Raw genomic sequence first — 26,092 nt, 5'->3', positions numbered from 1 at the left:
CCGCTCCTACAGCGGCCCCCGGATCGAACCCACCCCCAAGCAACCCAAAGGCCGCTTCATCATTCCGGCAGTCGCTGGACTGGTCGCAGGCTTGCTTGTTTTCGGTACGGGGGGCTGGTTCCTAGGTCGCGCCACCGCTCCTGACAGGGGCACCACCCCGGTAGCCGCGCTCGCTACATCAGCGGCTCCCGAGCCCAGTGCCTCGGCCGGTGCCTACGAGAGCAACCAGATCGCGCTCAACAAGCCGAAGTTCACCGGCCCCCTGAGCACGGTGAGTGAAGGCTGGCTGTCGCGGCTGTCCGGGTGCTCGAAGAATGGGGAAAAGAGCGGTCCCGCGCTGAACAAGGGCGAGAAGGTCCGGGTGCGCTGCGAGATGGACGCGATGAGTGTGATCTTCGTCCAGTACGCCAGCACTGCCGACCGGGACAAGGCCCGGGTTACCACGCTCGGTCAGAACGTTGACGCGCGCAAGTTGACTCCGGGTGTCGGCGCCGTGGCGGAGCGGCCTGCGCCCTCGAGGCGTACTACCGGTAACTACGTGGAGTATGCGTACCAGGTTTCGGGCCGGACGGTAGCCGGAATCTGGTGGGATGACTCGGCCACTCCGGTCGCGGCGTATGTGCTCGCGTACTGGAGAGAGGGTATCGGCCAGAAGTGGGATCCGTTGCGCGAGGTCTGGGCCGACTACGCCTGAAATGCCCGGCACCGGTCTGAGCAGGGCGTGAGCATGTCTGTGCCGTACGTCCCATCCCCCGCCGAATCATGAGTCCTTGACCGAAGCGGCACTCGCGACCTAGCCTCGCGTTACCAAGGTTTGTACGACCATTGCAGGCTAAGCGCACAACATAGATCTCATTACTTTTCAGCATCACTTCCGGTTCCGGACGGTGAGCCCGGCGACACCATCGCCGTCAGCAAACCGCCCCCCGGCGGATCATCCGCCACCGAGGGTAGCGCCCAGCAAGGGCGTCACCGCGATGGCGGCGACCCACCCCAGGCCCAGCCACCCCGGCGAAGCCACGACTCAGCCACCCGGCGAAGCCGCAGCCGAGCCACACCACCGCCAGCACTAACGTCTACCCGCCAGTAATCAGGGCCCGCAGGGGAGGGGGCCAGGTAAGTCCGTGCCGCAGAAGGGCCCCAAACTCCGAACCGGCCGGCCGAACCAGCACCCCAAGGCAGACAGCGGCGGACAAAAGCACCGAAGCGCGGCCCCGGACAACGTAGTCAGGATCGCCGCACCAGCGACAGCGCTCGCCGACCGCACGAGCGCTGGACGAAGCAACGACAAGCACCACCCAGTGGTCCTCCGCCGGCAACGATGCCCCCCGCGCCACTCCCAGCGGCGCCGGGTAGTCGAGCCGTCGGTCGACGGCCCCCGCGGTCAGCCGCCTTTGGTCGGGCATCCCTTACCCGCGTCCAGCGCGGTCCTGCACCAAGCAGGCCCACGCAAAGTGCGAACCTGCAGTCCTGCCAGCCCCGGAGAACCGGGACCGGGCCGGCAGCCAACAGGTACGCGCGGACCCTGCACCAATCGCAGGGTCACAACGACCGGCCGCAACCCCTGCGGCGCGGCGAAGGGAGAGACGGCGAGATGACGGCCCTCATCTGGGTGCTCGTGGTGGCGATCGTCGTTCTTGCCGCTTTTGTGGCGGCCGGGCTGGTTCTGGGGTTCCGGGCTTTGCGGCGGATCCAATCGTCGCGTAGTACCGAGGAGCAGACCCGGGAGCAGGCCAAGGCCAAGGTTGATGACGCGAACGCGAAAGCCGCGAGCGTACGGGCTGAAGCTGCCGCAGCTAAGGCTGAAGCCAGCGCCGCCCGGGCCGAGGCGAAGCGGGTTTTGGAGTCGGCGCATGAGGAAGCCGACACGGTCCTCGAGCATGCCCACCGGCAGGCCGAGTCCGATGCCGAGCAGGTCCGATCCGCCGCACGCCGCAGTGGTGAGCGCGAAGTGGCCTTGCTGAACACGACCGTTAAGGAACAGGCTGCCGAGGTTGAGCGCCGGGCTGCCCGCATCGATGAGCGGGAGCGGCTGCACGCCGAGGAAGTCGAGCGGCTGGTCGATCGGGAGCGCCGGCTGGCGAAGCGGGACGCCGAACTCGCCGACCGGGAAACGAAGCTGGCCGAGAAGGAAATCCAGAACGAAGAGGCCGGCCAGCAGCACAAGAAGGAACTCGAACGCGTAGCGAACCTCACCGCGGAGCAGGCCCGCACCGAGCTGGTCGAGGCCATCGAAAGCCAGGCCAAGCGGGAAGCCGCGATCCTGGTGCGCGACATCGAGGGTGAGGCGAAGAGCACCGCCGACACCCGGGCCCGGCACATCGTGGTCGACGCCATCCAGCGCATCGCCAGCGAGCAGACGGCCGAGAGCGTGGTCAGCGTTCTGCACCTGCCCAGCGATGAAATGAAGGGCCGCATCATCGGCCGCGAGGGCCGCAACATCCGGGCGTTCGAGTCGACCACCGGGGTCAACTTGATCATCGATGACACGCCCGAGGCGGTTCTGCTGTCGTGTTTTGATCCGGTACGCCGGGAGGTCGGCCGGCTCACCCTCGAGAAGCTGGTGCTCGACGGGCGGATCCACCCGCACCGCATCGAGGAAGTGTTCGAGAGTGCCAAGAACGAGGTCGACAAGCTGTGCGAGCGGGCTGCCGAGGAGGCTCTGGTCGACGTCGGCATCACCGATCTGCATCCGGAACTGGTCACGCTCGTGGGCCGGTTGCGCTACCGCACGAGTTACGGTCAGAACGTTCTCAAACACCTTGTCGAGACCGCCCACATCGCCGGGATCATGGCCGCCGAGCTCGGCTTGGACGTCGCCACGATGAAGCGCAGCGCGTTCCTGCACGACATCGGCAAGGCGCTGACCCACGAGGTCGAGGGCAGTCACGCTCTGATCGGCGCCGACTTGGCCCGCAAGTACGGCGAGTCCGATGATGTTGTCCATGCCATTGAGGCCCACCACAACGAGGTCCAGCCGCAAACCATCGAGGCCGTCCTGACCCAGGCCGCGGACGCCTGCTCCGGTGGCCGTCCGGGTGCGCGTCGCGAGAGCCTCGAAGCCTACGTCAAGCGGCTCGAGCGCATCGAAGAGATCGCCGGCGGCAAGGTGGGCGTCGAAAAAGTCTTCGCCATGCAGGCCGGCCGCGAAATCCGCGTCATGGTCCGCCCCGACGACGTGGACGACATCGGCGCTGCGGTCCTGGCCCGCGATGTCGCCAAGCAAATCGAAGAAGAACTCACCTACCCCGGCCAGATCCGCGTGACAGTAGTGCGCGAATCCAGGGTGACGGAGCTAGCAAGATAAGAATCAAGGGCTGGCTGTCGTAGCGGGGTGGGGGGTACAGATCGCTGCTCCCGCCGAGGCCGGGCACGGGCGCCCGAGGAGCTGGCGCTCCAGAACAGCCACCCGCACCCTGCAACGTGCGTAAGCGGTCCCGCTCAGAAGGTCCAAGGAGCCCGAGGACCAGAAGCACAACGCCCGGCCCGAGCCGAAGCCCGAACCGGTCGCCGAAGTGGTGCTCAGGCGATGCCGCCGCCACCGCTCAAACCGCCACCCGGGGCAACCACGGGCGTAGCCTCCTCGGTCGGACCGGCTGCCGCACCCACGCGCGGGGCCTTGCCGGTGCGGCGACTGCGACGTTCCAGGTATCCGGCGAAGAACGTCAGCGACGCGTTCAGCGCGATGTAGATGACCGCCGCCACGAGGGCCGCCGCCACGATATTGCCGAAGTTCGCGCCCACCGTGTTGACGCCGTCCTGCAGCAGCTCGGTGTAGCCGATGATGTAGCCCAGCGCCGTGTCCTTCACCAGCACCACGAGCTGGCTCACGATTACCGGCAGCATGGCCCGCGCCGCCTGCGGGATCAGGATCTCCCGCATCACCAGGCTCTTGCGCATGCCGATCGCGTACCCGGCTTCGCTCTGCCCGCGCGGCACCGAGTTGATCCCGGCCCGGAACGCCTCGGCCAGCACCGACCCGTTGTACAGCGTCAGGCCGATCACCACCGCCCAGAACGGCGGCATGGGCTGCTCGGTCAAAAACGGGATGCCGAAGAAGATGAAGAACATCATCAGCAGCAGCGGTACGGCCCGGAAGAACTCGACGATCGCCCCGGCGGGGATGCGGATCCACCAGTGGTCCGAGAGCCGGCCCACCGAGAAGATGATGCCGAAGACCAGCGACAGCACCATCGCCACCGCTGCTGCTTTGATCGTCGACCACAGGCCCGGCAGGATGTACGAGGTCCAGGTCTCGCCCTCGAGGAACGGCTTCCACAGCGGCGCCGCCCACTGGCCCTTCTCGTCGAACTTGCTGTAGATCCACCACAGCAGCGCGACCAGGGCAATCCCGAACAGGATCGTGAGGATCAGGTTACGGGCCTTGGCCCTGGGTCCCGGATGGTCGTAGAGGACCGCGTCGGTGTTGGCGCTCACCGCTTCACCGCCAGACGGTTGGCCAGCCACCCGAACAGGTAACCGGTCGGGATCAGGACCACTGCGAACGTACCGGCAAAGACCAGGAAGATCGGGATCACCGCGTCACCGTTGGCGTTGATCAGTTCTTTCATCGCCGACGAGGATTCCATCAGCCCGATCGTGCCCACGATGGTGGCGTTCTTTGCCAGCGCGATGAAGATGCTGCCCAGCGGCGCGACCACCGCGCGGCCGGCCTGCGGCAGGATGATGATCCGCAGCGTCTGCAGGAACGACATGCCGATCGCGCGCGCCGCCTCGGCCTGCCCGACCGGCACCGTGTTGATGCCCGAGCGGATCGCCTCGCACACGAACGCGGCGGTGTAGACCGAGAGCCCGACCACACCCAGCCAGTAGTTGTTGGTGTCGATGTCGTCCGACAGTTCGAACCCGAGCGCCGAGTACAGGCCGAAGTAGCAGAAGAATACGATCAGCGTGAGCGGCGTGTTCCGGAAGATGTTCACCCACGCCGTGCCAACGCCGCGCAGCACCGGCACGGGGGAGACCCGCATCCCGGCGAGCAGCACGCCCAGCACCAGCGCGCCTACGGCACCGGCGGCGGTGAGTTTCAGGATCCAAAGAAACCCGGTGACGTACGTGTCGATGTTTGCTGAATCGGAGAAGACGTCCATCGCCCTCGCTTCCTCGCTCCTGAAAACTTGTGATGCGCGGGGCGGGACCGGCGTGTGCCGGGCCCCCCCCCCTTGCAGTGGATGATCAGCTGCTGTTGGTGAGCTTGGTGACGTCCAGGGGGGGCGCCGCCGCGCCGGTTTTTGGTGAAGGGGAAGAGGCCCCCCCCCCCCCCCTTCCCCCCCCCCCGAAACTTGTGATGCGCGGGGGGGGACCGGGGGGGGCGCGCCCCGCCCCGCTTGCAGTGGATGATCAGCTGCAGTTGGTGAGCTTGGTGACGTCCAGGGTGGGCGCCGCCGTGCCGCTCTTGCCAAGCGTGTTGTCCCACGCCGCCTTGTACGAGCCGTCGCTCGCCGACGCCTTCAGGATCTCGTTGATCTTGTTGCAGCCCTCGGAGTCGGACTTCTTCACGCCGATGCCGTACGGCTCGTCGCTGAACTTCTTGCCGACCACCTTGAACTGACCCGCGTACTGGTCCTGAGCGGCGTAACCGGCCAGGATGATGTCGTCGGTCGTAACCGCGTCCACCGTCTTGTTGGCCAGCGCCTGCACGCACTTGGAGTACGAGTCGAACTGCTGCAGCGACGCGTCCTTGTAGTCGGTCTGGATGCGCTTGGCCGGCGTGGAGCCGGACACCGAGCAGACCTTCTTGCCGGCCAGGCCCTCGGGACCGGCGATCGTCGAGTCGGTGCGCACCAGCAGGTCCTGACCCGCGATGTAGTACGGACCGCCGAAGTTGACGACCTTCTTGCGCTCGTCGTTGATCGTGTAGGTCGCGATGACCAGGTCGACCTGACCCTGCTGGATGAACGGCTCACGGTTGGCCGACACCGTGGTCTTGTACTCGATGCCGGACTCCGGCACGCCGAGCCCCTTCGCGATGATCTTCGCGATCTCGATGTCGAAGCCGGTGTAGGTGCCGCCGGTCTGCAGGCCCAGGCCGGGCTGGTCGGCCTTGACGCCGAACACCAGCTTCTTGTCCTTGCTGGCCTTGCCGACGATGCCGCTGGCCGAACCCGACCCGCTGTCGTCGCCGCCACATGCTGCCGCGGCCATCGCCAGGGCGAAGGCCCCAACTACCGCCGTCAAACGGGTGATGCGCATCGTCACGCTCCTCGTGTTTCAAGAATTGCAAACAAACTGACAGTGCACGACCTTTGCGAAGGCCCTGCAAGGTATTTGTCGGAACTACGAAGCTCCGACGTGGAGAGTCAGTGGGTGAGGATCTTCGACAGGAAGTCGCGGGCTCGCTCGGACTTCGGGCTGGCGAAGAACTCCTCCGGCTCGGCCTGCTCGACGAGCTGACCGTCGGCCATGAAGACCACCCGGTTGGCGGCGTGGCGGGCGAAACCCATCTCGTGGGTGACCACGACCATGGTCATGCCTTCGCGGGCCAGCGACGTCATGACGTCGAGCACCTCGCCGACCATCTCCGGGTCGAGCGCGCTGGTGGGCTCGTCGAACAGCAGCGCCTTGGGCTGCATGGCCAGCGCCCGCGCGATGGCGACACGCTGCTGCTGACCGCCGGACAGCTGCGCCGGGTACTTCTCCGCCTGGCTGGCGATCCCGACGCGTTCGAGCAGGCTCATCGCGCGGTCTCGTACCGCTGCGGCTTTTTCTCCCCGGACTTTCACCGGACCCAGCATCACGTTCTGCAGGATGGTCTTGTGCGCGAACAGGTTGAACGACTGGAAGACCATGCCAACCTCGCTGCGCAGCTGAGCGAGGGCCTTACCCTCGGCCGGCAGCGGGCGGCCGTCGAACGTGATGGTGCCGGAATTGATCGGCTCGAGGCGGTTGATCGCGCGGCACAGCGTCGACTTACCCGACCCGGAAGGTCCGATCACGACGACCACCTCGCCGCGGTCCACGGACAGGCTGACATCCTGCAGGACGTGCAGCGGGCCGAAATACTTGTTGACGCCTTCGAGGACGATGAGAGGCTCGCTCGTCGTCACCGTCTGACCACCGTCCTGTCTATGGAACTCACTCGGATGGGGCCACTCTATGGGCGCGGTTGTATCGGAACGCGCCGAGAATGGTCACGGAGCAGTAACACCGCGGATGCGGACCGGAAGGGATGTCCACGATGAGCGGTATGGGTACCGGTGACCCCACCGACGGGCTCTGGAGCTGGAGTTTCGCTGAGAACCTCGAGGTGACAGCCGTATGCGGCGCGGTTTCGACGGTGGTGCAGCGACCCGTCGCCACGCTTGGCGCGCCGGTTGAAGGGGCAATCTTGTGCGATGTGTGGCACACCGGCGGCGACTTCCCGACAAACCTGGAATGTTTCCTCGCCCCCTCGGATCTGCCCGAAGACGCAGTTGCCGGTGCCGTAGCGACCCGCCTGGGCGTCGCCGTCCTGTTTCCCGACGACACCCTCAACCCCTCGCGCTACGTCCGTGCCAGCCCCGACGGAACGCTGCGGGCAGTGCACGTCGACGAGCAAGAGACCGATGACGGTACGGAGAAGCGCCACGCCCGCCCCTGCACCGGCGCCGACCCGGCCTGCGCGGTGGCCCCCGGCTGCACCACCTCACGCTGGAAACCGGACCCCACGCCGGAGACACCCGCGCCGGTGTAGGGACTACCCTGGTCAATTGCCATGACTGAGTTGATTCCGCAGAGCAGCCCCGCCCGCACCTACGATGTGCGCACGTACGGCTGTCAGATGAACGTGCACGACAGCGAGCGCATCTCCGGGCTGATGGAGGACGCCGGCTACACCCGGGCCACCGACGCCGACGAGGCCGACGTCGTGGTCTTCAACACGTGCGCGGTGCGTGAGAACGCGGACAACCGCCTCTACGGCAACCTGGGTCACCTGCGCCCCACCAAGCTCAAGAACCCCGGCATGCAGATCGCGGTCGGCGGTTGCCTGGCCCAGAAGGACCGCGGCGACATCGTCAAGCGCGCCCCCTGGGTGGACGTGGTGTTCGGCACCCACAACATCGGCTCGCTGCCGGCGCTGCTCGAACGCGCCCGGCACAATCAGGAAGCCGAAGTCGAGATCCTCGAGGCGCTCGAGGTCTTCCCGTCCACGCTGCCGACCAAGCGCGAATCCACGTACGCGGGCTGGGTCTCCATCTCGGTGGGCTGCAACAACACCTGCACCTTCTGCATCGTCCCGTCGTTGCGCGGCAAGGAGAAGGACCGGCGGCCGGGCGAGATCCTGGCCGAGGTCGAGGCGCTGGCCAAGGAAGGCGTTCTCGAGGTCACCCTGCTGGGTCAGAACGTCAACTCGTACGGCGTGGAGTTCGGCGACCGCCTGGCCTTCGGCAAGCTCCTGCGTTCAACCGGCGCGATCGAGGGCCTGGAAAGGGTGCGCTTCACCAGCCCGCACCCCAAGGACTTCACCGATGACGTGATCGCCGCGATGGCCGAGACCCCGAACGTGTGCCACTCGCTGCACATGCCCCTGCAGTCCGGCTCCGACCGCGTCCTCAAGGCGATGCGCCGCAGCTACCGCTCCGAGAAATACCTCGGCATCATCGACAAGGTCCGCGCCGCCATGCCGGACGCCGCGATCACCACCGACATCATCGTCGGCTTCCCCGGCGAAACCGAGGAGGACTTCCAGCAAACCCTCGACGTGGTACGGCGAGCCCGCTTCTCCAGCGCCTTCACCTTCCAGTACTCCAAGCGCCCCGGCACCCCGGCGGCGACCATGGAGGAGCAGCTCCCCAAGCAGGTGGTCCAGGAGCGCTACGAACGCCTCATCGCCACGCTCGAAGAGATCACCTGGGCGGAGAACAAGCGCCTCGAAGGTGCCAAGGTCGAGGTGCTGGTGGCTGTCGGCGAAGGCCGCAAGGATGAGCGCACCGGCCGGATGAGCGGGCGTGCCCGGGACGGCCGGCTCGTCCACTTCGCGACCGGCGATCTGTCCCCGCGTCCGGGGGATGTGATCGAGACCGTGGTGACGTACGCGGCCCCTCATCACCTCAACGCAGACGGTGATCCGCTGTCGTACCGGCGTACTCGGGCCGGTGATGCCTTCGAGGCCGGGCGGACTCCCAAGTTGCCTGGGGTTTCTCTTGGGCTCCCCACTCTTGGGGTTCCTGCTCCGCTGCCTGCTGCCGAAGGGTGTGCTCTTTAGCCTGTATCCGGGCTTCTTGCGGTTGACGGCTGAGGGCCGGGGTGGTCGTCATAGGTTTTTACGCCTATGACGACCACCCCGGCCCTCAGCCTTGCGTGGGAGCTGGCTGCGGCTGAGTTTGGTGGTCGAGGGCTGGTGGGTGCATGAGAGGGCAAGGGGGCCACTCCTCGCTGGGTGGTCGGGCTTCCGCGCTGTGGGGATTGTGGGGGAGTGGGGGTACGCAGGCCGGCCTTGGTTGGGGCTGAGGTGCTACCCCTCCCGGCTGGCGTCACCTTTGTTAGCCCCGTGCACTGGCGCCGATAGGTTTGTTGTGCAAACGTGTTGGCATGAACAGTGAACCTGTGACTGCGGGTGGGGATCCTCGCCAGCTTCTGTCGGAGGTGCGTGCTTTGACGCGCCGGGTCCGGCTGGACCAGCGACTGACCTGGGTCACGCTGCTGGTGCTGGCCGTGGTGACGTACCTGGGGATCGTTTCTGACGTGCTCTTGATGTCGGTGGACTGCACGACCGCGGATGTCTGCCGGTTCTCGCGCCAAGGCGTGTTGTTCTACTGGCCGCCGGTCTTCCTGCTGACCTACGCGGGCATCGCTTACGCGTACGTGCGGGTCGCCCGGGCGCGCGGGGTTGGCACGCGGGTCATGCCGTACGCGATTGCCGGCGCCGTGACAACCCTGCTGTTCACCGCGGCGTGGGTGGCGGTGCGGATCTACTGGGCCGGCCGCCCGCTGCCGGAGAACCCTCAGCCGACGTCGCCCTGGCTGCTGCTGCTCGACCGCCTGATCGGACCGTGGGGCATGATCGGTATCGCGCTGCTGGTACTGGCCCGCATCGAGCGCAATCTCGCGTTGTTCGCCTTCACCGTGGGCTACCTGGCCGTCGTGCTGGTGCCGATCAACTTCGGCTGGGTCGGCAATGGCAGCAACGTGCGCACGGCGTGGGTGCCGGACCAGGTCATCAGCGGAACCGTGCTGCTGCTGGGCGCCATCGGGTTCGCCCTGGCTCAACGGCGGCAGCGGTGACCACTTCCGAGGAGGACCACCCCGCCCTGGGCCTGGACGACGTCGTTCACCAGCGCGTACGGCTCGGCATCCTCACCATCACCCACGAAGCCCGCCGCGTCGAGTTCGGCTACCTGCGCACCCAGCTGGAGCTGACGGCCGGCAACCTGTCGAAGCACCTGAGCGTGCTCGAAGAAGCTGCCCTGATCGAGATCGAAAAGGGCTACGAGGGCCGCCGGGGCCGCACCTGGGTCACCCTGACCCCCGCCGGCACCACAGCCCTCACCGAAGAAATAACCCGCCTGAAACAACTGATCGCCCGAGTGCAACCCACCAACCCCGCCCCCTAGGCGGACCGAGCGACACTGTTGAGCCGGAGCGGTATGCCATACCTCTTCGGCTCAGCATGTCCGGCTTGTTGGGCATCGGCCCGCCTGAGGGTGGATTTGAGCCCAAGCCTCCATCTGATCTCGCGGTGCAGTTGCATCTGCTGATCACTGTCAAGGCTGCGGGCTCAACAACAAAGCTCGGTCCGATCCGAACGCGCAGGGCCTCGCCCGGCCCTGCACCGTCCAGGGTGAGAGAAAACCTCAGTGAGCCTGCTCAGCCAACGCCAAGAACTGCTTCTTGGAAGCCAACCCCTGCTCAGCCTCCTTGATCCGCCGTTTGTCGCCAGCAGCCTGAGCCCGAGCCAGCTTGTCCTCAGCCTCAGCCACCTGCTCCCGCATCTGCAGTAGCAGCGGATTGTCCTGCGGAGCCGTCTTGCGCCAAGCCGAGTCCATCGCCACCCGGATGCGCTCCTCGGCGGCGCGCCAGCGCCGGTCGAGGGAGGCCGACGATTCGCGGGGCACCCGGCCCGCGTCGTGCCAGGCGGCCTGGGCGTCGCGGAGCTTGTTCTGGGCTCCACGGGGGTCGGCGTCGATGTCGAGGGCTTCGACCTCGGCCAGGATGGCCTGCTTCTTCTCGAGGTTGCCCTTGTACTCGGCGTCGCGGGCGGAGAAGACCTCGCTGCGGCGGCTGAAGAACGCGTCCTGGGCGGCCCGGAAGCGTTCCCAGAGGCGCTGTTCGGCCTCCTTGGCCGCTCGGGGGGCGGCCTTCCAGTCGTTCATCAGCTCCTTGAGGCGGTTGGCCGTGGGACCCCATTCGGTGGATTCCGACAGGCTTTCCGCCTCCTTGACCAGCTCCTCCTTGGCCGTCTGCGCTTGCTTGCGCTGACCGTCGAGGGTGGCGAAGTGGGCGCCGCGGCGGCGGGTGAAGCCGTCGCGGGCGGCCGCGAAGCGTTTCCAGAGCTCGCCGTCGGTCTTCTTGTCGACGCCGCGGATGGTTTTCCACTCGTCGAGGATTTCTTTGAGCCGGTCGCCCGCGCTCTTCCAGCCGGTCGCCTCGGCCGCGAGGGTCTCGGCCTCCTCGACCAGTGCGGTCTTGCGCGCTACCGCCTCGGTGCGGGCCACCTCGCGGGCGGCCTTGGCCTCGTCGGCCTTGGTGTCGGCGAGCTCGGTCAGCTTGTCGAGCCGGGCGGCGAGCCCGTCGATGTCGCCGACGACGTGAGCTTCGGTGAGTTCGGTGCGCAGGCGCTTGACGCTGCTCAGCGAGTGCGACGCGTCGGCGGCGCCGGACTTGAGCCGGGCCTCCACCAGGTCGACCTCGGTGACCAGGTCCGCGAAGCGCCGGGCGAAGTGGGCAAGGCCCTCTTCCGGCGTGCCGGCCTGCCACGAGCCGACCACCCGGTCGCCCTCGGCGGTCTTCACGTACACCGTGCCATCGGCATCAACGCGCCCGAAGGTCGTCCAGTCCATCATGAGCCCATCCTCGTTCTCCCGGCGTCTCGGGCTTCGTCGCCCGGGAGCGCCGCCATGGCGCAGTCAGATGCCATCATTCCATCGGCATTCTCGTCCGCGCATTGTCACAGGTCCAACCGGGTTCGGGGGAAGCGCCCACGAACGACCGTGACCAGCCCGTTACGGTGGCTGGCGTGCCGTTGCTCCCACCGCCCGGAGTCGTCGCCGTCGTCGGCCCGACCGCTACCGGGAAGTCCGCGCTCAGCCTGGCCCTTGCCCATGAACTTGGCGGCGAGGTGGTCAACGCCGATTCGATGCAGCTCTACCGGGGCCTGGACATCGGCACCGCGAAACTGACCTCCGACGAGCGCGAAGGCGTTGCGCATCACGTCCTGGACCTGTGGGACGTGACGATGACAGCGAGTGTCGCCGAGTATCAGAAGGCGGCCCGGGCGGCGGTCGACGACATCGTGGCGCGGGGTCGGGTGCCCCTCCTGGTCGGCGGCTCAGGTCTGTACGTACGCGCGGTTCTCGAAGAATTTGATTTTCCCGGCACGAATCCCGCTATTCGGGAACGTCTGGAGGCTGAGCTCGCCGAGACGGGCCCGGCACCGCTGTATGAGCGGCTGCGCGCGGCCGACCCGGAAGCCGCCGCGAAGATCCTTGCGTCGAACGGACGGCGGATCGTGCGGGCGTTGGAAGTGATCGAAATGACCGGTTCGACGTTCACCGCGCATTTACCTGAGCCCACGCCGTACTACCCGGCGGTGCAGATCGGTGTGGACCGCGTCACTGCCGCACTTGATGAGCGCATCGCCGAACGGGTGGACCTGATGTGGCAGCAGGGTCTGCTCGATGAGGTGCGCATGCTCGACGCTCAGGGCCTGCGGGAGGGACGCACGGCCAGTCGCGCCCTGGGTTACCAGCAGGCCCTGGCCGAGCTGGACGGCTCGATGACCGGCCCGCAAGCCCGGGAGGACACCACGAGGGCAACCCGTCGTTTCGTACGGCGGCAGCGCTCCTGGTTCAAGCGCGACCCCCGCATCAGCTGGCTCGATGGCGCCGACCCGGATCTGACGCGTGCCGCATTGGCAGTGGCTCGTGGGGCTGCGCGATGATGGACCGCGTGTTTTTCACAAAGGGTCACGGCACCGGCAACGACTTCGTCATCCTGGCCGACCCAGACGGCGCCCTCGACCTGACGCCTGAGCTGGTCAGCGCGCTCTGCGACCGCCACAAGGGGATCGGCGCAGACGGCGTGCTGCGCGTCGTGCGCAGCGCCAAGCACCCCGAGGGCGCGGGTTTCGCGGGCGACGCCGAGTGGTTCATGGACTACTGGAACGCCGACGGGTCGCTGGCCGAGATGTGCGGCAACGGCGTGCGCGTCTTCTCGCATTACCTGCTCACCCAGGGACTCGCCGAGGCCGGCCCCGAGGGGCTTCCGGTGGCCACGCGAGCCGGCGTCGTGCGCGCGGTGGTGGAAAGCGACGAGCGCATTGCGGTGCACATGCGGACCCCGGAGGTGTACGCCGCCAGCACCGCCACCGTCGGCCCGCTGACCGTCGCGGGTATGGCGGTCAACTGCGGCAACCCGCACCTGGTGGCCGCGCTGCCCGATGGTGTCCGGCTGCCGGCCCTCGACCTGCACGTGGCTCCCGGCTTTGACCCGGCCATGTTCACCGAGGGCGTCAACGTCGAGTTCACCACCCTCGGCGCCCCCGTCGACGGCGCCGACCTGCACCTGCACATGCGGGTGTACGAACGTGGCTCGGCCGAGACCCTGTCCTGTGGCTCCGGTGCCCTGGCCGTGGGTGCCGTGGCGTTGCGCGAGGCCGGCAAGTCCGAGGGCACCGTTGCCGTGGACGTACCGGGCGGCCGCCTCTGGGTCACCGCCGACGCCGAGGGTCGCTGGTGGCTGGCCGGCCCGGCCGTGCTCGTCGCCACCGGCGAAGTCGACCTGGCCGCCCTGACCGGCCCGCCGACCGCTGGCGGAGACGCTGCGCCGGCCGGAGCCGCCGCTGGGACGGGCGGGGCCGCTGGCCGGGGTCAGTCGGGGGCGCCTGCCTGATGGCGCAGCTGCACCGCGTGGCGCACCGCGGGTATTCGGCCGTCGCGCCCGAGAACACGCTGCCCGCGCTGGCCGCAGGGGTGCTGGCCGGGGCCACGTTCATCGAGTTTGACGTGCGCACCACGGCCGATGGGGTGCCCGTGGTGATCCATGACCGCACGGTTGACCGCACGACCAGCGGCTCCGGCAAGGTCTGGGAGCTGACCTGCGACGAGGTGGCGGGGCTCGACGCGGGATCGTGGTTCTCCCCGGCGTACACGGGGATCGGGGTCCCGAGGTTGACTCAGGTCCTGGATCTGCTGGCGCCCAGCGAGCAGGTCGAGCTGCTGCTGGAGATCAAGCCGCCGGCGACGCTGGAGCAGGTGAAGAACATCATCGGCCAGGTCACCGACGCCGGGCTGCCGGCGCGCACGGTGGTGCAGAGCTTCGACCCGGCGATCGTGCGGCTCGCCGGCGAGGTGGCGCCCGACGTGCGCCGCGGGCTGCTGCGCGACCCGTTCGACGACGAGCAGGTTGCCGTGGCTCAGGAGCTGGGCATCACCTACTGCAACCCGTCGATGAACGCGGTGCTCGGCTCGCCTGCGACGGTGGCGGCGCTGGCCGGGATCGGCGTGTCGGTGATGCCGTGGACGGCAAACGACATGCTGCTCTGGCCCGACCTGGCGGCGGCCGGTGTGGCCGGCTTGATCACCGACCACACCGGGGAGCTCACCGGGTGGGCTCAGAACGTTTCTTCGGGGGCCTGCGCCAGCTCCGGTTGAGGCGTGGCGGCCTGGTTCTGCGGGGCCGGGGTGCCCTTGACGGTGGCCCGGATCGCCGCTGCCACCGCCGGGGTCACCCGCGCGTCGAACACGCTGGGGATGATCACCGTCGGATTGATCTTGTCCTCGCCGACCACGTTGGCGATCGCCATCGCCGCGGCCAGCGCCATCTCCTCGGTGAACTCCTCGGCGCTCACGTCAAGCATGCCGCGGAACACGCCGGGGAAAGCCAGCACGTTGTTGATCTGGTTGGGCTGGTCCGAGCGCCCGGTGGCCACCACGGCGGCGTGCTTGCGGGCTTCCCGCGGGTCCACCTCGGGGTCCGGGTTGGCCAGCGCGAACACGATCGACTTGTCCGCCATCTTGGCGATGTCGTCGCCGCTGAGCAGGTTGGGTGCGCTCACGCCGATGAAGACATCCGCGCCGGCGATCGCGCCCGGCAGGTCGCCGGAGTAGTTGTCACGGTTGGTGTTCTCGGTCAGCCACTGCCAGGTCGGGTTCAGGTCCGGCATGCCGCGGTGCAGGGCGCCGCTGCGGTCGTACGCGATGATGTCACCCACGCCCTGACGCAGCAGCAACTTCATGATCGCCGTGCCTGCCGCCCCGGCGCCCGACACCACCACCTTGACGTCCGCCAGATTCTTGCCCACCACGCGCAAGGCGTTGGTCAGCGCGGCCAGCACGCAGATCGCGGTGCCGTGCTGGTCGTCGTGGAACACCGGGATGTCGAGCAACTCGCGCAGCCGCATCTCGATCTCGAAGCACCGCGGCGCCGCGATGTCCTCCAGGTTGATGCCGCCGTACGCCGGAGCGATCGCCTTGACGATGGTGACGATCTCGTCGGTGTCCTGGGTGTCGAGCACCACCGGCCAGGCATCCACCCCGCCGAAGCGCTTGAACAGCGCCGCCTTGCCCTCCATCACCGGCATCGCGGCGGCCGGACCGATGTTGCCCAGACCCAGCACTGCCGAGCCGTCGCTCACCACGGCCACGGTGTTGCGCTTGATGGTCAGGCGCCGGGCGTCGGCCGGGTTCTCCGCGATGGCCATGCAGACCCGCGCCACGCCCGGGGTGTACGCCCGGGACAACTCGTCACGGTTGCGCAAAGCGACCTTGGAGGACACCTCGATCTTGCCGCCGAGGTGCAGCAGGAACGTGCGGTCGGAGACCTTGCGGACATCGACGCCGTCCTGCTCCTCCAGGTTCTTGACGACCTGATCGGCATGCGCGGCGTCGGCGGTGTCGCAGGTCAGGTCGACCAGGACGCGGCTGGGATCGGAGTCCACCACGTCGAGTGCTGTCACGATCGCACCCGCCTCACCGACGCAGGTGGTGAGCCGCCCGATGGAAGAGGCGTCGGCCGTAACAGCGATACGGACAGTGATCGAGAATCCTGCGCTGGGCAGGCGGGTGGTCACCACGGATTTCCCTCCGTCGTTGGCGGGTGCGTCCCAGCATTCTCGCCCCTGCGGAATAGCGGCATCCACCGCGGTGGTTACAGATGAGTCAGACACTTACGCGACAACGCCCAGCCAGGTTATGTGGATGCGCCGAAACTCCGGACGTGCCACGATCGGGCTGAGGAGGTTCCCTTTTGCGAACTGAGCTTTTCGAACCCGACGTCACCACCGGTGAGCTGGAACTCGAGGAACGACACTCGCTGCGGCGGGTGGCCGGGCTGTCGACCGAGCTCACGGACATCACCGAGGTCGAGTACAGGCAGCTGCGGCTCGAGCGAGTAGTCCTGGTCGGCGTCTGGACCGAGGGCAGCATCGCCGACGCGGAGAACTCGCTCACCGAGCTCGCGGCGCTCGCCGAGACCGCCGGCTCGGAGGTGCTCGAAGGCCTCATCCAGCGTCGCAGCCGCCCCGACCCGGCCACCTTCATCGGCCGGGGCAAGGTCGACGAGCTGCGTGACGTGGTCATCGCCAGCGGCGCCGACACGGTCATCTGCGACGGCGAGCTGTCGCCGTCGCAGTTGCGCAACCTCGAGCAACAGACCAAAGTCAAGGTCGTCGACCGCACGGCGCTGATCCTGGACATCTTCGCCCAGCATGCGAAGAGCAAGGAAGGTAAGGCCCAGGTCGAGCTGGCCCAGTTGCAGTACCTGCTGCCGCGGCTGCGAGGCTGGGGTGAGTCGCTGTCCCGTCAGGGCGGTGGTGCCGGTGGCGGTGCCGGCGGCGGCGTGGGAACACGTGGTCCCGGTGAGACCAAGATCGAGACCGACCGGCGACGGATCAACCAGCGCATTGCGAAACTGCGGCGCGAGATCAAAGCCATGCGGACGGTACGGCAGACAAAGCGCTCACGCCGTACGTCAAACGGTGTGCCCGCCGTCGCGATCGCCGGATACACCAACGCGGGCAAGTCCAGCCTGCTCAACCGGCTGACCAAGGCCGGCGTGCTGGTGGAGGACGCGCTGTTCGCCACGCTCGACCCGACCACCCGGCGCACGGCGGCCGAGGACGGGCGCGTGTTCACGCTCTCCGACACGGTCGGCTTTGTCCGGCACCTGCCCCACCAGATCGTCGAGGCGTTCCGCTCGACCCTGGAGGAGGTGGCGTACGCGGACCTCGTGGTGCACGTGGTCGACGGTGCGCACCCCGACCCCGAGGGTCAGGTGGCGGCGGTCCGCGAGGTGCTGAGCGAGGTCGGCGCGGACCGGATTCCCGAGCTGCTCGTCGTCAACAAGATCGACGCGGCCGACGAGGAAACCATGCTGCGGCTCAAGCGGGCCTGGCCGGACGCGGTCTTCGCCTCGGCCCGCAGCGGTCAGGGCATCGACGACGTGCACGCGGCCATCGCGCAACGCCTGCCGCGCCCGGCTGTCGATCTGCGCGTGCTGCTGCCGTACGACCGGGGGGACCTGGTGGCTCGGATCCACCGGCGTGGCCAGGTGCTCGACACCCGGCACACCGATGAGGGATCGGAACTGCGGGTCCGGGTCGACCAGCAGCTCGCGGCCGAGCTCGAACCGTTCAAGGCCTGACGGTGTGGCCAGGCTTGATCCACGCGTAACACCGATACGAGACGCCGCATGCGACACTGATCGGATGCGGCGTCTCGTGTTCCCAGCCATCCTTGCCTGCGGGCTCGTGATGGCAGGTGCCGTGCCCGCCTCCGCCACCCCGGCCGCGACGGCGACCACGGCGAAGGCTGCGGCCGGCAAGAAGGTGTGCAAGGTCACCGATCCGCTCCTCAAGGAGCTCTCGGGCATCGTGGCCACCGACAAGGGCTACGTCGTGATCAACGATGGCACCGACGACCCGGCCAAGAAGAAGGTCTTCTTCCTGGACGACTCGTGCAAGATCACGAAGAAGGTCGCCTACAGCGGCAACGGTCCCCTCGACACCGAGGACATGATCGCCGACCCGGACGGCAAGACCATCTGGATCGCCGACACCGGCGACAACGGCGTGCGCGCCAACCCGCCCACGCACCGTGAGCGCGGCATCGCCCTCTGGAGCATGCCGGTGGACGGTTCCGAGGAGCCCAAGCTGCACCGCCTGACCTACCCGTCGGGCGACTACCACGACGCCGAAGCCGTCCTGATCGACGGCGATGGTCTGCCGATCATCGTTACCAAGGAGGTCACCGGCGCGGCCCAGCTCTACAAGCCCAACGGCAAGCTGAAGTCCGGCAGTGGGAGCGCCGGCGTCCCGCTGAGGAAAGTCGGCGAGTTAGCCCTCCCCAAGACCGACACAGCGGGCACGATGTTCGCGCGCCTGGCGCAGGGTGTGGTGACCGGTGGCGCCATGTCCCCCGATGGCAAGAAGGTAACGCTCCGCACGTACCTCGATGCCTTCGAATGGGACATCACAAACGGCAACGTGGTGGCCTCGCTCAAAGCCAAGCCGAAAGCGACAGGCCTGCCCAACGAGCCCTTCGGCGAGGCGATCAGCTACACCCCGGACGGCAAGTCCTTCGCCACGGTCTCCGACTTCGGCGACATCGACGACGACACGGTCAACTACATCCGCACCTACACCCCGGCCACGACGGTGGTGCAGGCCAAGACCGAGTCGGCGAACACCACAAAGGACAGCAGCCCCGGCTGGTTCTCCGACCTCAGCCTCTCCGACATCACCTACCTGGTAGCCGGCGTAGGCATCATCGGTCTGATCCTGGTCGGAGCCGGCGTCTTCGGCATCATGAAGGCCCGCAAGAAGCGCGCCCTCGACCCGCCCGCTGACGACGAACCCGACGACCTGCTGAGTCCGAAGCCGAGCGACGCCAAGACGGAGCTGCTGACGGTTGGCGGTCCGGCTCGGCCGGCTGCTGCGGCTTCGTCTGCGGCTTCCGGGCCGGTTTATGGCGCTAAGAAGGCCGGTGCGGCGGCTTCGGCTGCTGGTGCTGGGGTTTATGGCGGCGGTGGCCGGCCTGGTGGGGGTGCTGCTCCGGCTGGGCGGCCGGGTGGCAATGCTCAGCCGGGACGGCCGGGTGGCAATGCTCAGCCGGGACGGCCGGGTGGGGGACCGCAGGGGCGGCCTGCTGGTGGTCAGCCTGGGCGGCCCGGGGGTGCGCCTTCTGGGCGGCCTACCGGGGGTCAGCCTGGCCGGCCCGGTGGGAGTCAGCCTGGCCGACCCGGTGTGGCTCAGCCCGGTGGGGCGGCACAGCCTTCCCGGCCGGTGCAGGGCGGCGGCCCGGCTCAGCCTTCTCGTGGTGGTGCTCAGCCGCCTCGTGGTGGTGCTCAGCCGCCTCGTGGTGGTGCTCAGCCGCCTCGTGGTGGTGCTCAGCCGCCTCGTGGTGGTGCTCAGCCGCCTAGGGGTGGTTCGCAGCCTCCTCGGGGTGGGGAGCCTTCTCGCGGTAGTCAGGGTCCTCGCGGCGGTCAGGGCCCGCAGGGAGCCCAGCCGCCGCGGGGCGGCCAATCTCCGCGGGGTGCCCAGGGCGGCCAATCTCCGCGGGGTGCCCAAGGCGGTCAGCCTCCTCGGGGGGCCCAGCCCTCACGGGGTGCGCAGCCGCCGCGTGGTGCTCAGCCCCCTCGCGGCACCGGCCAGTCCCCGGCATCCCAGCCCGGCGGCGCCCGCCCAGCACGGGGCGGCGTCTACGGCGGCGGCGCGCAGGCCCCGCAGGCAGGCAACCGCGAGAACCCGGGCTACGACGGCGATCGCTGACCCGAACTGACATACGAAACGGCGAAGGCTGGACTTTGACGTCCGGCCTTCGCCGTTTGTTGTGAGCCAGAAGGATTGGTCTCGTCCCTCGACGCAGCCGGTGCCGTTCGCAGTGTGGGCGCTGCGCCCCTTGTTCTACGCTCGCCCGTGCCACTCAGCGCCCGTTCAATGGGTTCAGCGCGTCAACCGGCATGTCGCTGCTCTCCGGCCCTCAATTCCCCGGCTCAGGCGCGATTTCGCCCTACCGAACAAGGCATTGTCAGGCCCAGCCCAGCCGGGCGGCCTCGCGTTTCCAGGCCCCGCACCACCCCGAACAGCCAGCACCACCCCGAACAGCCGGCACCACCCCGAAAAGGCGGACGCTCTTCCCGGCAGCGGACCCACATTCAACCGCGCGGCGAACGGACGGCTCGGCAAACCAACCGCCGGAACCGTCCGTCCTCAGCGTCAGACGCGCCGCAGGACCGCCACCACGCGACCCATGACCACAGCGTCATCGCCCGGGATGGGATCGAACGCGGGGTTCGCCGGCATCAGCCAGACATGGCCGTCGCGCTGGCGGTAGCTCTTCACCGTGGCTTCGCCGTCGATCATGGCTGCGACGATGTCGCCGACGTTGGCTGTGGGTTGCTGGCGGACCACTACCCAGTCGCCGTTGCAGATAGCTGCGTCGATCATCGAGTCGCCCTTGACCTCGAGCATGAAGACTTCGCCCTCGCCGACCAGTTCCCGGGGGAGCGGGAAGAAGTCTTCGACGGCCTGCTCGGCCAGGATCGGGCCACCGGCGGCGATGCGACCGACCAGGGGGACGTAGGCCGGGGCGGGACGCGCCGAGCGCAGCGCCTCGTCGTCGACCATCTCGTTGGGGGAGCGGACATCTACTGCGCGGGGGCGGTTGGGGTCGCGGCGCAGGAAGCCCTTCTTCTCGAGCTCCTTCAGTTGGTACGCCACGCTGGACGGCGACACCAGGCCGACCGCCTCGCCGATTTCGCGGACGCTCGGGGGGTAGCCGTAGCGTTCCACCCAGTCCTTGATGAAGTCCAGGATGCGGCGCTGGCGGGCCGTGAGGTCGGCCGTCACCACGTCCGGGAACTGGCTGACCACCGGCGTGACCGCACGTAGCTGCGGCGCGTCAGCGCTGCGGGCCCGGGCCGGGGTCCGGCGGCGCATTCCCGCTCTGGTGGTCGCTTCGGGCTTCGATTCCTTCTCTTGCTTCTGCCGGCTCGTCCGGTCGTCGGTCGACACGTCGGCCCTCCCTGTCGGCCAGTGCCACCCGGGCACGTGGTGCGTTCGCGGAAGCCGGACATCCGCCGTGGGGATGACGTTTGGCCGGCTGACCCCTCTTGAAGCAAAACCGTAGTAGTGCGCTGCGACATATTCAAACATCTGTACGAGATTCTCTCGGCGTGTCGCTCGGAAGTGCTCGACTTCCGTACGCGTGTTCTGATAGACCGTCGTACGGGCGTTCGATCGAACGCCCGTACGAGGGATGTCTGCGTGGAGAGGAATATGCCGTGGTAGCGACCGGTGTGCGTCCGTCCCGGCCCGCCCCCTTGCGCCTCACGAGGCGGGGCCGGGCAGTCGTTCTCGGCTTCTTCATTCTCATGGCATCCCTCGCGAGCGCCGTGTTGTGGACCACAGCTTCTCGCGCCGACGACACGCCGTATCGGCCGGCGCCTACCGTCGTCGTGCAGCCTGGGGACACGCTCTGGTCGATCGCGGCACGCGTGGCGCCTGGCCGCTCACCTCAGGACGTGCTGCCCGAGATCCGGCGTCTGAACGGCATCCGGGGCACCGGCATCTATGCCGGGCAGACATTGACCTTGCCCCGCTGAGAGGGCTGACTACCAGAACTTGGCGGCCGGCGGGCCGGAACGGCGAAGGACAACACCGGTAAGGCGTACGTCACGGCATCCATGGGTCTGTGGGTTGGAGCGTGACGAAACGGGCGCCGGAAGATGTCTTGATCAACTGGTTTAGGTGCTGGCCGTGACCGGTGCGGTACCCGTCGTGTTGAGGTAGAAAATACCGCGCGTCGTCGCGCCGGTTGACTTGCGCCGGGGTTCGCAGCGGCATAACGTCGACCCCAACATCTAGTAGTTACAGGGGTGTAAGTCATCCATAGGTTGGGGTTTCGCCCCTACGGTTCTCGGGTTTGCACCACAGCTTCGCGGCGGAAAGTGATCAGCTCGGGGCTGCGGTTTTGCGTGCCCGGAGGTCGGTTCGGGTCCGGGGCAACTGCCGTTGGTGATCAGGTGGTCGACGTTCCTGCGACAGGAGGATTACGGTGCGGTGCCCGTACTGCCGGCACGCGGATTCTCGGGTCGTTGACTCGCGGGAGGCCGACGACGGCCAGCTGATCCGCCGCCGCCGCTCGTGTCCCGAGTGCGGCAAGCGGTTCACGACCGTCGAGGAGGCGGTGCTCGCCGTCGTCAAGCGCAGCGGCGTGACCGAGCCTTTCAGCCGGATCAAGATCATGAGCGGGGTGCGCAAGGCGTGCCAGGGCCGCCCTGTGGATGAGGACTCGATCGCCCTGCTGGCCCAGAAGGTCGAAGAGACGGTACGAGCGAAGGGCGCGGCCGAGGTGCCCAGCCACGACGTCGGGCTGGCGATTCTGAGCCCGCTGCGCGAGCTGGACCAGGTTGCATACCTGCGCTTCGCCAGCGTGTACAAGGCGTTCGACTCGATCGACGCGTTCGAGCGCGAGATCACCGAGCTGCGAGCCGCCGCAACAAGTAGCGCAGCGCTCAGCGACCCGGGCGAGACCGAGCGGGAAACCGCCGCGCGGCACGTGGTGGCCACCCGGCCACCAGGCGGCCGGGCACCGAAGATCAGCGATCGGTCCCCATAACCAACGCGAAGGTCGGCGCGTCAAAGACAAGGCCAGCCGAGGCCGCCTGACAGAGCCATAGCCAGGGCGGCAGCAATAGCAAGACATCGCAATACCGGCGCGAGTACTGCACCGCCGCCACGGGGCGCCGCGCGTACCGGTTCGCTGCGCTATGGGCGTACCGGATAAGGGGTCTTGACCCGAAGGCAGTCGGAAAGTGGATCGCGGTGGGCAAGCCGCGATCGTTCGAGGGGGAGCATCACATGGCCGGTGACGGCATCACAGCAGGTCGGCAACGTAGTCGCGCTGGTAACGGGGGCGCCGCGGTCGGGGGGCTGCGGGTCGAGCGGGTGTGGACCACCGAGGGTGTCCACCCCTACGACGAGGTCGAGTGGGAGCGCCGCGACGTCGTCATGACGAACTGGCGGGACGGTTCGATCAACTTCGAGCAGCGGGGCGTGGAGTACCCGCAGTTCTGGAGCGTCAACGCCGCGAACATCGTCACCACCAAGTACTTCCGGGGTGCGGTCGGCACGCCGGAGCGGGAATGGTCGCTCAAGCAGCTCATCGACCGGGTCGTGAAGACCTACCGCAAGGCCGGCGAGGACCACAGCTACTTCGCGACGCCCGCCGACGCCGAGCTGTTCGAGCACGAGCTGACCTGGATGCTGCTGCACCAGGTGTTCAGCTTCAACTCGCCGGTCTGGTTCAACGTCGGCACGACCTCTCCGCAGCAGGTCAGCGCGTGCTTCATCCTGTCGGTGGACGACTCGATGGACTCGATTCTGGACTGGTATAAGGAAGAGGGCCTGATCTTCAAGGGTGGCTCCGGTTCCGGCGTCAACCTCTCCCGCATCCGCTCCTCGCGCGAGCTTCTGTCCTCCGGTGGCACCGCCAGCGGCCCGGTGAGCTTCATGCGCGGTGCCGACGCCAGCGCCGGGACGATCAAGTCCGGTGGCGCCACCCGTCGTGCGGCCAAGATGGTCATCCTGGACGTCGACCACCCCGACATCGAGGAGTTCGTCTTCACCAAGGCGCGCGAGGAGAACAAGATTCGCGCGCTGCGGGACGCCGGGTTCGACATGGACCTCGGTGGCTCCGACATCGTGAGCGTGCAATACCAGAACGCCAACAATTCGGTACGAGTGAGCGATGAGTTCATGCGCGCCGTTGAGGAAGGCACCACGTTCGACCTGCGGGGCCGCCTGCACGGTGAGGTCATCGACAGCATCGACGCCAAGAAGCTGTTCCGTGACATCGCCCAGGCCGCGTGGGAGTGCGCCGACCCGGGTCTGCAGTACGACGACACGATCAACGACTGGCACACCAACCCCGAGACCGGCCGGATCACCGCGTCCAACCCGTGCTCGGAGTACATGTCGCTGGACGACTCGTCCTGCAACCTGGCCTCGCTCAACCTGCTGAAGTTCCTCAACCCCGACGGCAGCTTCGAGGTCCAGAAGTTCGTCAAGAGCGTCGAGTTCATCATCACCGCGATGGAGATCTCGATCGCGTTCGCCGACTTCCCGACCGAGAAGATCGGCGAGACCACCCGCGCCTACCGCCAGCTCGGCATCGGGTACGCCAACCTGGGCGCCCTGCTGATGGCGTCCGGCCTGCCGTACGACTCCGAGGGTGGCCGCAGCGTGGCCGCCGGTATCACCTCGCTGATGACCGGCACCGCCTACCGCCGCTCGGCCGAGATCGCCGGTGTCGTGGGCCCGTACGACGGTTACGCCCGCAACGCCGAGGCCCACAAGCGGGTCATGCGCAAGCACGCCGCCGCTAACGACGTGATCCGCCCGACCAGCCCGGTCGCCACCGCGTTGGTCAAGGAGGCCACGAAGCAGTGGCAGAACGGCCTCAAGATCGGTGAGAAGAACGGCTGGCGCAACGCCCAGGCCTCCGTGCTCGCGCCGACCGGCACCATCGGCCTGATGATGGACTGCGACACCACCGGCGTCGAGCCCGACCTGGCGCTGGTCAAGTTCAAGAAGCTCGTCGGCGGCGGCTCGATGCAGATCGTCAACCAGACGGTCCCGCGTGCGCTGCGCAGCCTCGGCTACCTCGAGGAGCAGGTCGAGGCGATCGTCGAGCACATCTCCGACCACGGCAACGTGATCGACGCCCCCGGCCTCAAGCCCGAGCACTACGCGGTCTTCGACTGCGCCATGGGCGAGCGCACCATCGCGCCGATGGGCCACGTGCGGATGATGGCAGCGGTGCAGCCGTTCATCTCCGGCGCCATCTCCAAGACGATCAACATGCCGGAGTCGGCGACCATCGAGGAGATCGAGGACGTCCACTTCCAGGGTTGGAAGCTCGGCCTCAAGGCCCTCGCGATCTACCGTGACAACTGCAAGGTCGGCCAGCCGCTCTCGGTGGCCAAGCCGAACAAGGCAGCGGTCGAGCAGGTTGCCGAGGCCGTGGCGGAGAAGGTCGTCGAGAAGGTCGTCGAGTACCGCCCGGTCCGCAAGCGCCTGCCCAAGAAGCGCCCGTCGGAGACGGTGTCCTTCTCGGTCGGCGGCGCCGAGGGTTACCTGACCGCGTCGTCCTACCCCGACGACGGCCTCGGCGAGGTCTTCCTCAAGATGTCGAAGCAGGGCTCCACCCTGGCCGGCGTGATGGATGCCTTCTCGGTGGCCATCTCGATAGGCCTGCAGTACGGCGTCCCGCTCGAGACGTACGTCAGCAAGTTCACGAACATGCGCTTCGAGCCGGCCGGCATGACCGACGACCCGGACGTCCGCATGGCCGCCTCGGTGATGGACTACATCTTCCGTCGCCTGGCGCTGGACTTCCTGCCGTACGACACCCGCGCCGAACTCGGCATCTTCACCGCCAAGGAACGTGCCGCCCAGGTCCAAGCCGAAGCAGCAGCCGAGGCCGCCGGAATCGACCTGGAAGGCATGGCAGCCTCCGCCCCGGTCTCGGCCCCGGTGGGTGCGGCGACGTCCCCGACCGCCGACATCCCGGTAGCAGTGGCGGCCGAGGTGGAGAAGGCAGTCCGCTCCTCGACGGAACTGCTGGAAATCGTGCTCGGCACTTCCGCGGACGCGCCGCTGTGCTTCACCTGCGGCACGAAGATGCGCCCGGCGGGTAGCTGCTACGTGTGCGAGGGCTGCGGCTCGACGTCCGGCTGTAGCTGACATCGAGTCGCGTTGCCTTGATGCAACGCCGAGTTCGTCGATGACGCGGCCCACGGCTGGTGATCGGTGACCTTGACGGTTGCGGAGCCAACCGGCGGCTGAAAGACAGCGACCGCCCGAACCTCCAGGGTAAGGGCGGTCGCTGCGCGTCTGAACCAGGCGGACAATGAAAGCGGCTCGCGCAGACCGCGG

Annotated in this window: 20 protein-coding genes and 1 pseudogene; 14 read left to right on the top strand and 7 right to left on the bottom strand. The window is 67.8% G+C overall.

All coding sequences use genetic code 11. The features are described 5' to 3' along the window. Positions 1 to 694: pseudogene (locus TFC3_RS25690) on the top strand (hypothetical protein); the annotation flags it as partial. Between the two features lie 900 nt (positions 695 to 1,594). After that, positions 1,595 to 3,307, top strand: a complete 1,713-nt coding sequence (gene rny / locus TFC3_RS25685) for a ribonuclease Y (RefSeq protein ID WP_067504969.1) — start codon at positions 1,595 to 1,597, stop codon at positions 3,305 to 3,307. A gap of 215 nt (positions 3,308 to 3,522) precedes the next feature. Here rny and TFC3_RS25680 read toward each other — a convergent pair whose 3' ends face one another. From TFC3_RS25680 to TFC3_RS25665, 4 genes are all read right to left on the bottom strand, one after another. Further along, the gene (locus TFC3_RS25680) at positions 3,523 to 4,437 is read right to left on the bottom strand and encodes an amino acid ABC transporter permease (RefSeq protein WP_067504967.1); all 915 of its coding nucleotides are present in this window, start codon (positions 4,435 to 4,437) and stop codon (positions 3,523 to 3,525) included. Further along, positions 4,434 to 5,108, bottom strand: coding sequence for an amino acid ABC transporter permease (locus TFC3_RS25675; RefSeq protein WP_067504963.1), 675 nt, complete (start codon positions 5,106 to 5,108; stop codon positions 4,434 to 4,436). The genes TFC3_RS25680 and TFC3_RS25675 overlap by 4 nt, the downstream gene beginning before the upstream one ends. Before the next feature lie 250 nt (positions 5,109 to 5,358). Beyond that, entirely contained in the window at positions 5,359 to 6,210 is an 852-nt protein-coding gene (locus TFC3_RS25670) for a glutamate ABC transporter substrate-binding protein (RefSeq protein WP_067504960.1), read from the bottom strand. Positions 6,211 to 6,317: 107 nt separating this feature from the next. After that, positions 6,318 to 7,064, bottom strand: coding sequence for an amino acid ABC transporter ATP-binding protein (locus tag TFC3_RS25665; protein WP_067504957.1), 747 nt, complete (start codon positions 7,062 to 7,064; stop codon positions 6,318 to 6,320). A gap of 140 nt (positions 7,065 to 7,204) precedes the next feature. Here TFC3_RS25665 and TFC3_RS25660 point away from each other — a divergent pair, with 140 nt between their 5' ends. From TFC3_RS25660 to TFC3_RS25645, 4 genes are all read left to right on the top strand, one after another. Further along, the gene (locus TFC3_RS25660; protein ID WP_236718317.1) at positions 7,205 to 7,690 is read left to right on the top strand and encodes a hypothetical protein; all 486 of its coding nucleotides are present in this window, start codon (positions 7,205 to 7,207) and stop codon (positions 7,688 to 7,690) included. Positions 7,691 to 7,711: 21 nt separating this feature from the next. Further along, positions 7,712 to 9,202, top strand: a complete 1,491-nt coding sequence (miaB, locus tag TFC3_RS25655; protein ID WP_067504950.1) for a tRNA (N6-isopentenyl adenosine(37)-C2)-methylthiotransferase MiaB — start codon at positions 7,712 to 7,714, stop codon at positions 9,200 to 9,202. Between the two features lie 326 nt (positions 9,203 to 9,528). Then, positions 9,529 to 10,221 carry a hypothetical protein gene (locus TFC3_RS25650; RefSeq protein WP_067504947.1) on the top strand — a complete coding sequence of 231 codons (693 nt, stop codon included), beginning with the start codon at positions 9,529 to 9,531 and terminating at the stop codon, positions 10,219 to 10,221. Next, complete coding sequence (locus TFC3_RS25645; protein ID WP_067504944.1) at positions 10,218 to 10,550, top strand: transcriptional regulator; 333 nt, start codon at positions 10,218 to 10,220, stop codon at positions 10,548 to 10,550. Before TFC3_RS25650 ends, TFC3_RS25645 begins: the two co-directional genes overlap by 4 nt. A gap of 240 nt (positions 10,551 to 10,790) precedes the next feature. Here TFC3_RS25645 and TFC3_RS25640 read toward each other — a convergent pair whose 3' ends face one another. Further along, entirely contained in the window at positions 10,791 to 11,999 is a 1,209-nt protein-coding gene (locus TFC3_RS25640) for a DUF349 domain-containing protein (protein WP_067504942.1), read from the bottom strand. A gap of 164 nt (positions 12,000 to 12,163) precedes the next feature. Here TFC3_RS25640 and miaA point away from each other — a divergent pair, with 164 nt between their 5' ends. From miaA to TFC3_RS25625, 3 genes are read left to right on the top strand one after another with little or no spacing between them, the layout of a single operon-like run. Beyond that, complete coding sequence (miaA, locus tag TFC3_RS25635; RefSeq protein WP_067504940.1) at positions 12,164 to 13,096, top strand: tRNA (adenosine(37)-N6)-dimethylallyltransferase MiaA; 933 nt, start codon at positions 12,164 to 12,166, stop codon at positions 13,094 to 13,096. A gap of 8 nt (positions 13,097 to 13,104) precedes the next feature. Further along, positions 13,105 to 14,046 (top strand): diaminopimelate epimerase, encoded by a 942-nt coding sequence (gene dapF, locus TFC3_RS25630; RefSeq protein WP_082772530.1) that lies wholly within the window; start codon positions 13,105 to 13,107, stop codon positions 14,044 to 14,046. Further along, entirely contained in the window at positions 14,046 to 14,807 is a 762-nt protein-coding gene (locus TFC3_RS25625) for a glycerophosphodiester phosphodiesterase family protein (RefSeq protein WP_067504938.1), read from the top strand. Before dapF ends, TFC3_RS25625 begins: the two co-directional genes overlap by 1 nt. On the opposite strand, the gene TFC3_RS25620 is transcribed toward TFC3_RS25625, so the two are convergent. Beyond that, positions 14,768 to 16,228, bottom strand: a complete 1,461-nt coding sequence (locus TFC3_RS25620) for an NAD-dependent malic enzyme (RefSeq protein ID WP_067504935.1) — start codon at positions 16,226 to 16,228, stop codon at positions 14,768 to 14,770. The genes TFC3_RS25625 and TFC3_RS25620 overlap by 40 nt on opposite strands. 173 nt (positions 16,229 to 16,401) lie before the next feature. On the opposite strand from TFC3_RS25620, the gene hflX reads away from it, so the two are divergent. Beyond that, positions 16,402 to 17,796 carry a GTPase HflX gene (gene hflX / locus TFC3_RS25615; RefSeq protein ID WP_067504932.1) on the top strand — a complete coding sequence of 465 codons (1,395 nt, stop codon included), beginning with the start codon at positions 16,402 to 16,404 and terminating at the stop codon, positions 17,794 to 17,796. 64 nt (positions 17,797 to 17,860) lie between these two features. Further along, a complete protein-coding gene (locus TFC3_RS25610) occupies positions 17,861 to 19,921 on the top strand; it encodes a hypothetical protein (protein ID WP_067504929.1) in 2,061 nt (686 codons plus the stop codon). A gap of 447 nt (positions 19,922 to 20,368) precedes the next feature. Here the strand turns inward: TFC3_RS25610 and lexA are convergent, their stop codons facing one another. Further along, complete coding sequence (lexA, locus tag TFC3_RS25605) at positions 20,369 to 21,166, bottom strand: transcriptional repressor LexA (protein ID WP_067504926.1); 798 nt, start codon at positions 21,164 to 21,166, stop codon at positions 20,369 to 20,371. Between the two features lie 359 nt (positions 21,167 to 21,525). Between lexA and TFC3_RS25600 the strand changes: the two genes are divergently transcribed. The 3 genes from TFC3_RS25600 to TFC3_RS25590 all read left to right on the top strand — a co-directional run bounded on the left by TFC3_RS25600 (position 21,526) and on the right by TFC3_RS25590 (position 25,900). Further along, complete coding sequence (locus TFC3_RS25600; protein WP_082772529.1) at positions 21,526 to 21,756, top strand: LysM peptidoglycan-binding domain-containing protein; 231 nt, start codon at positions 21,526 to 21,528, stop codon at positions 21,754 to 21,756. 452 nt (positions 21,757 to 22,208) lie between these two features. Next, positions 22,209 to 22,772, top strand: a complete 564-nt coding sequence (nrdR, locus tag TFC3_RS25595) for a transcriptional regulator NrdR (protein WP_067504921.1) — start codon at positions 22,209 to 22,211, stop codon at positions 22,770 to 22,772. Between the two features lie 242 nt (positions 22,773 to 23,014). Beyond that, on the top strand, positions 23,015 to 25,900 hold the full coding sequence (locus TFC3_RS25590) for a vitamin B12-dependent ribonucleotide reductase (protein WP_067507564.1): 2,886 nt from the start codon (positions 23,015 to 23,017) through the stop codon (positions 25,898 to 25,900). The last annotated feature ends 192 nt before the right edge of the window (positions 25,901 to 26,092 follow it).

The organism is Actinoplanes sp. TFC3 (assembly GCF_001553785.1).
Classification (GTDB): Bacteria; Actinomycetota; Actinomycetes; order Mycobacteriales; family Micromonosporaceae; genus Actinoplanes.
Note: the sequence above shows the minus strand (reverse complement) of the source record. Positions and strands in the feature narration are given on the sequence as shown.

Excerpts from the sequence above, each read along its gene's own strand:
- rny (WP_067504969.1), top strand. The coding sequence starts at position 1,595 with ATGACGGCCCTCATCTGGGTGCTCGTGGTGGCGATCGTCGTTCTTGCC.
- TFC3_RS25675 (WP_067504963.1), bottom strand. The coding sequence starts at position 5,108 with ATGGACGTCTTCTCCGATTCAGCAAACATCGACACGTACGTCACCGGG.
- TFC3_RS25670 (WP_067504960.1), bottom strand. The coding sequence starts at position 6,210 with ATGCGCATCACCCGTTTGACGGCGGTAGTTGGGGCCTTCGCCCTGGCG.
- TFC3_RS25660 (WP_236718317.1), top strand. The coding sequence starts at position 7,205 with ATGGGTACCGGTGACCCCACCGACGGGCTCTGGAGCTGGAGTTTCGCT.
- miaB (WP_067504950.1), top strand. The coding sequence starts at position 7,712 with ATGACTGAGTTGATTCCGCAGAGCAGCCCCGCCCGCACCTACGATGTG.
- TFC3_RS25650 (WP_067504947.1), top strand. The coding sequence starts at position 9,529 with ATGAACAGTGAACCTGTGACTGCGGGTGGGGATCCTCGCCAGCTTCTG.
- TFC3_RS25640 (WP_067504942.1), bottom strand. The coding sequence starts at position 11,999 with ATGATGGACTGGACGACCTTCGGGCGCGTTGATGCCGATGGCACGGTG.
- TFC3_RS25625 (WP_067504938.1), top strand. The coding sequence starts at position 14,046 with ATGGCGCAGCTGCACCGCGTGGCGCACCGCGGGTATTCGGCCGTCGCG.
- TFC3_RS25610 (WP_067504929.1), top strand. The coding sequence starts at position 17,861 with ATGCGGCGTCTCGTGTTCCCAGCCATCCTTGCCTGCGGGCTCGTGATG.
- TFC3_RS25600 (WP_082772529.1), top strand. The coding sequence starts at position 21,526 with ATGGCATCCCTCGCGAGCGCCGTGTTGTGGACCACAGCTTCTCGCGCC.
- TFC3_RS25590 (WP_067507564.1), top strand. The coding sequence starts at position 23,015 with ATGGCCGGTGACGGCATCACAGCAGGTCGGCAACGTAGTCGCGCTGGT.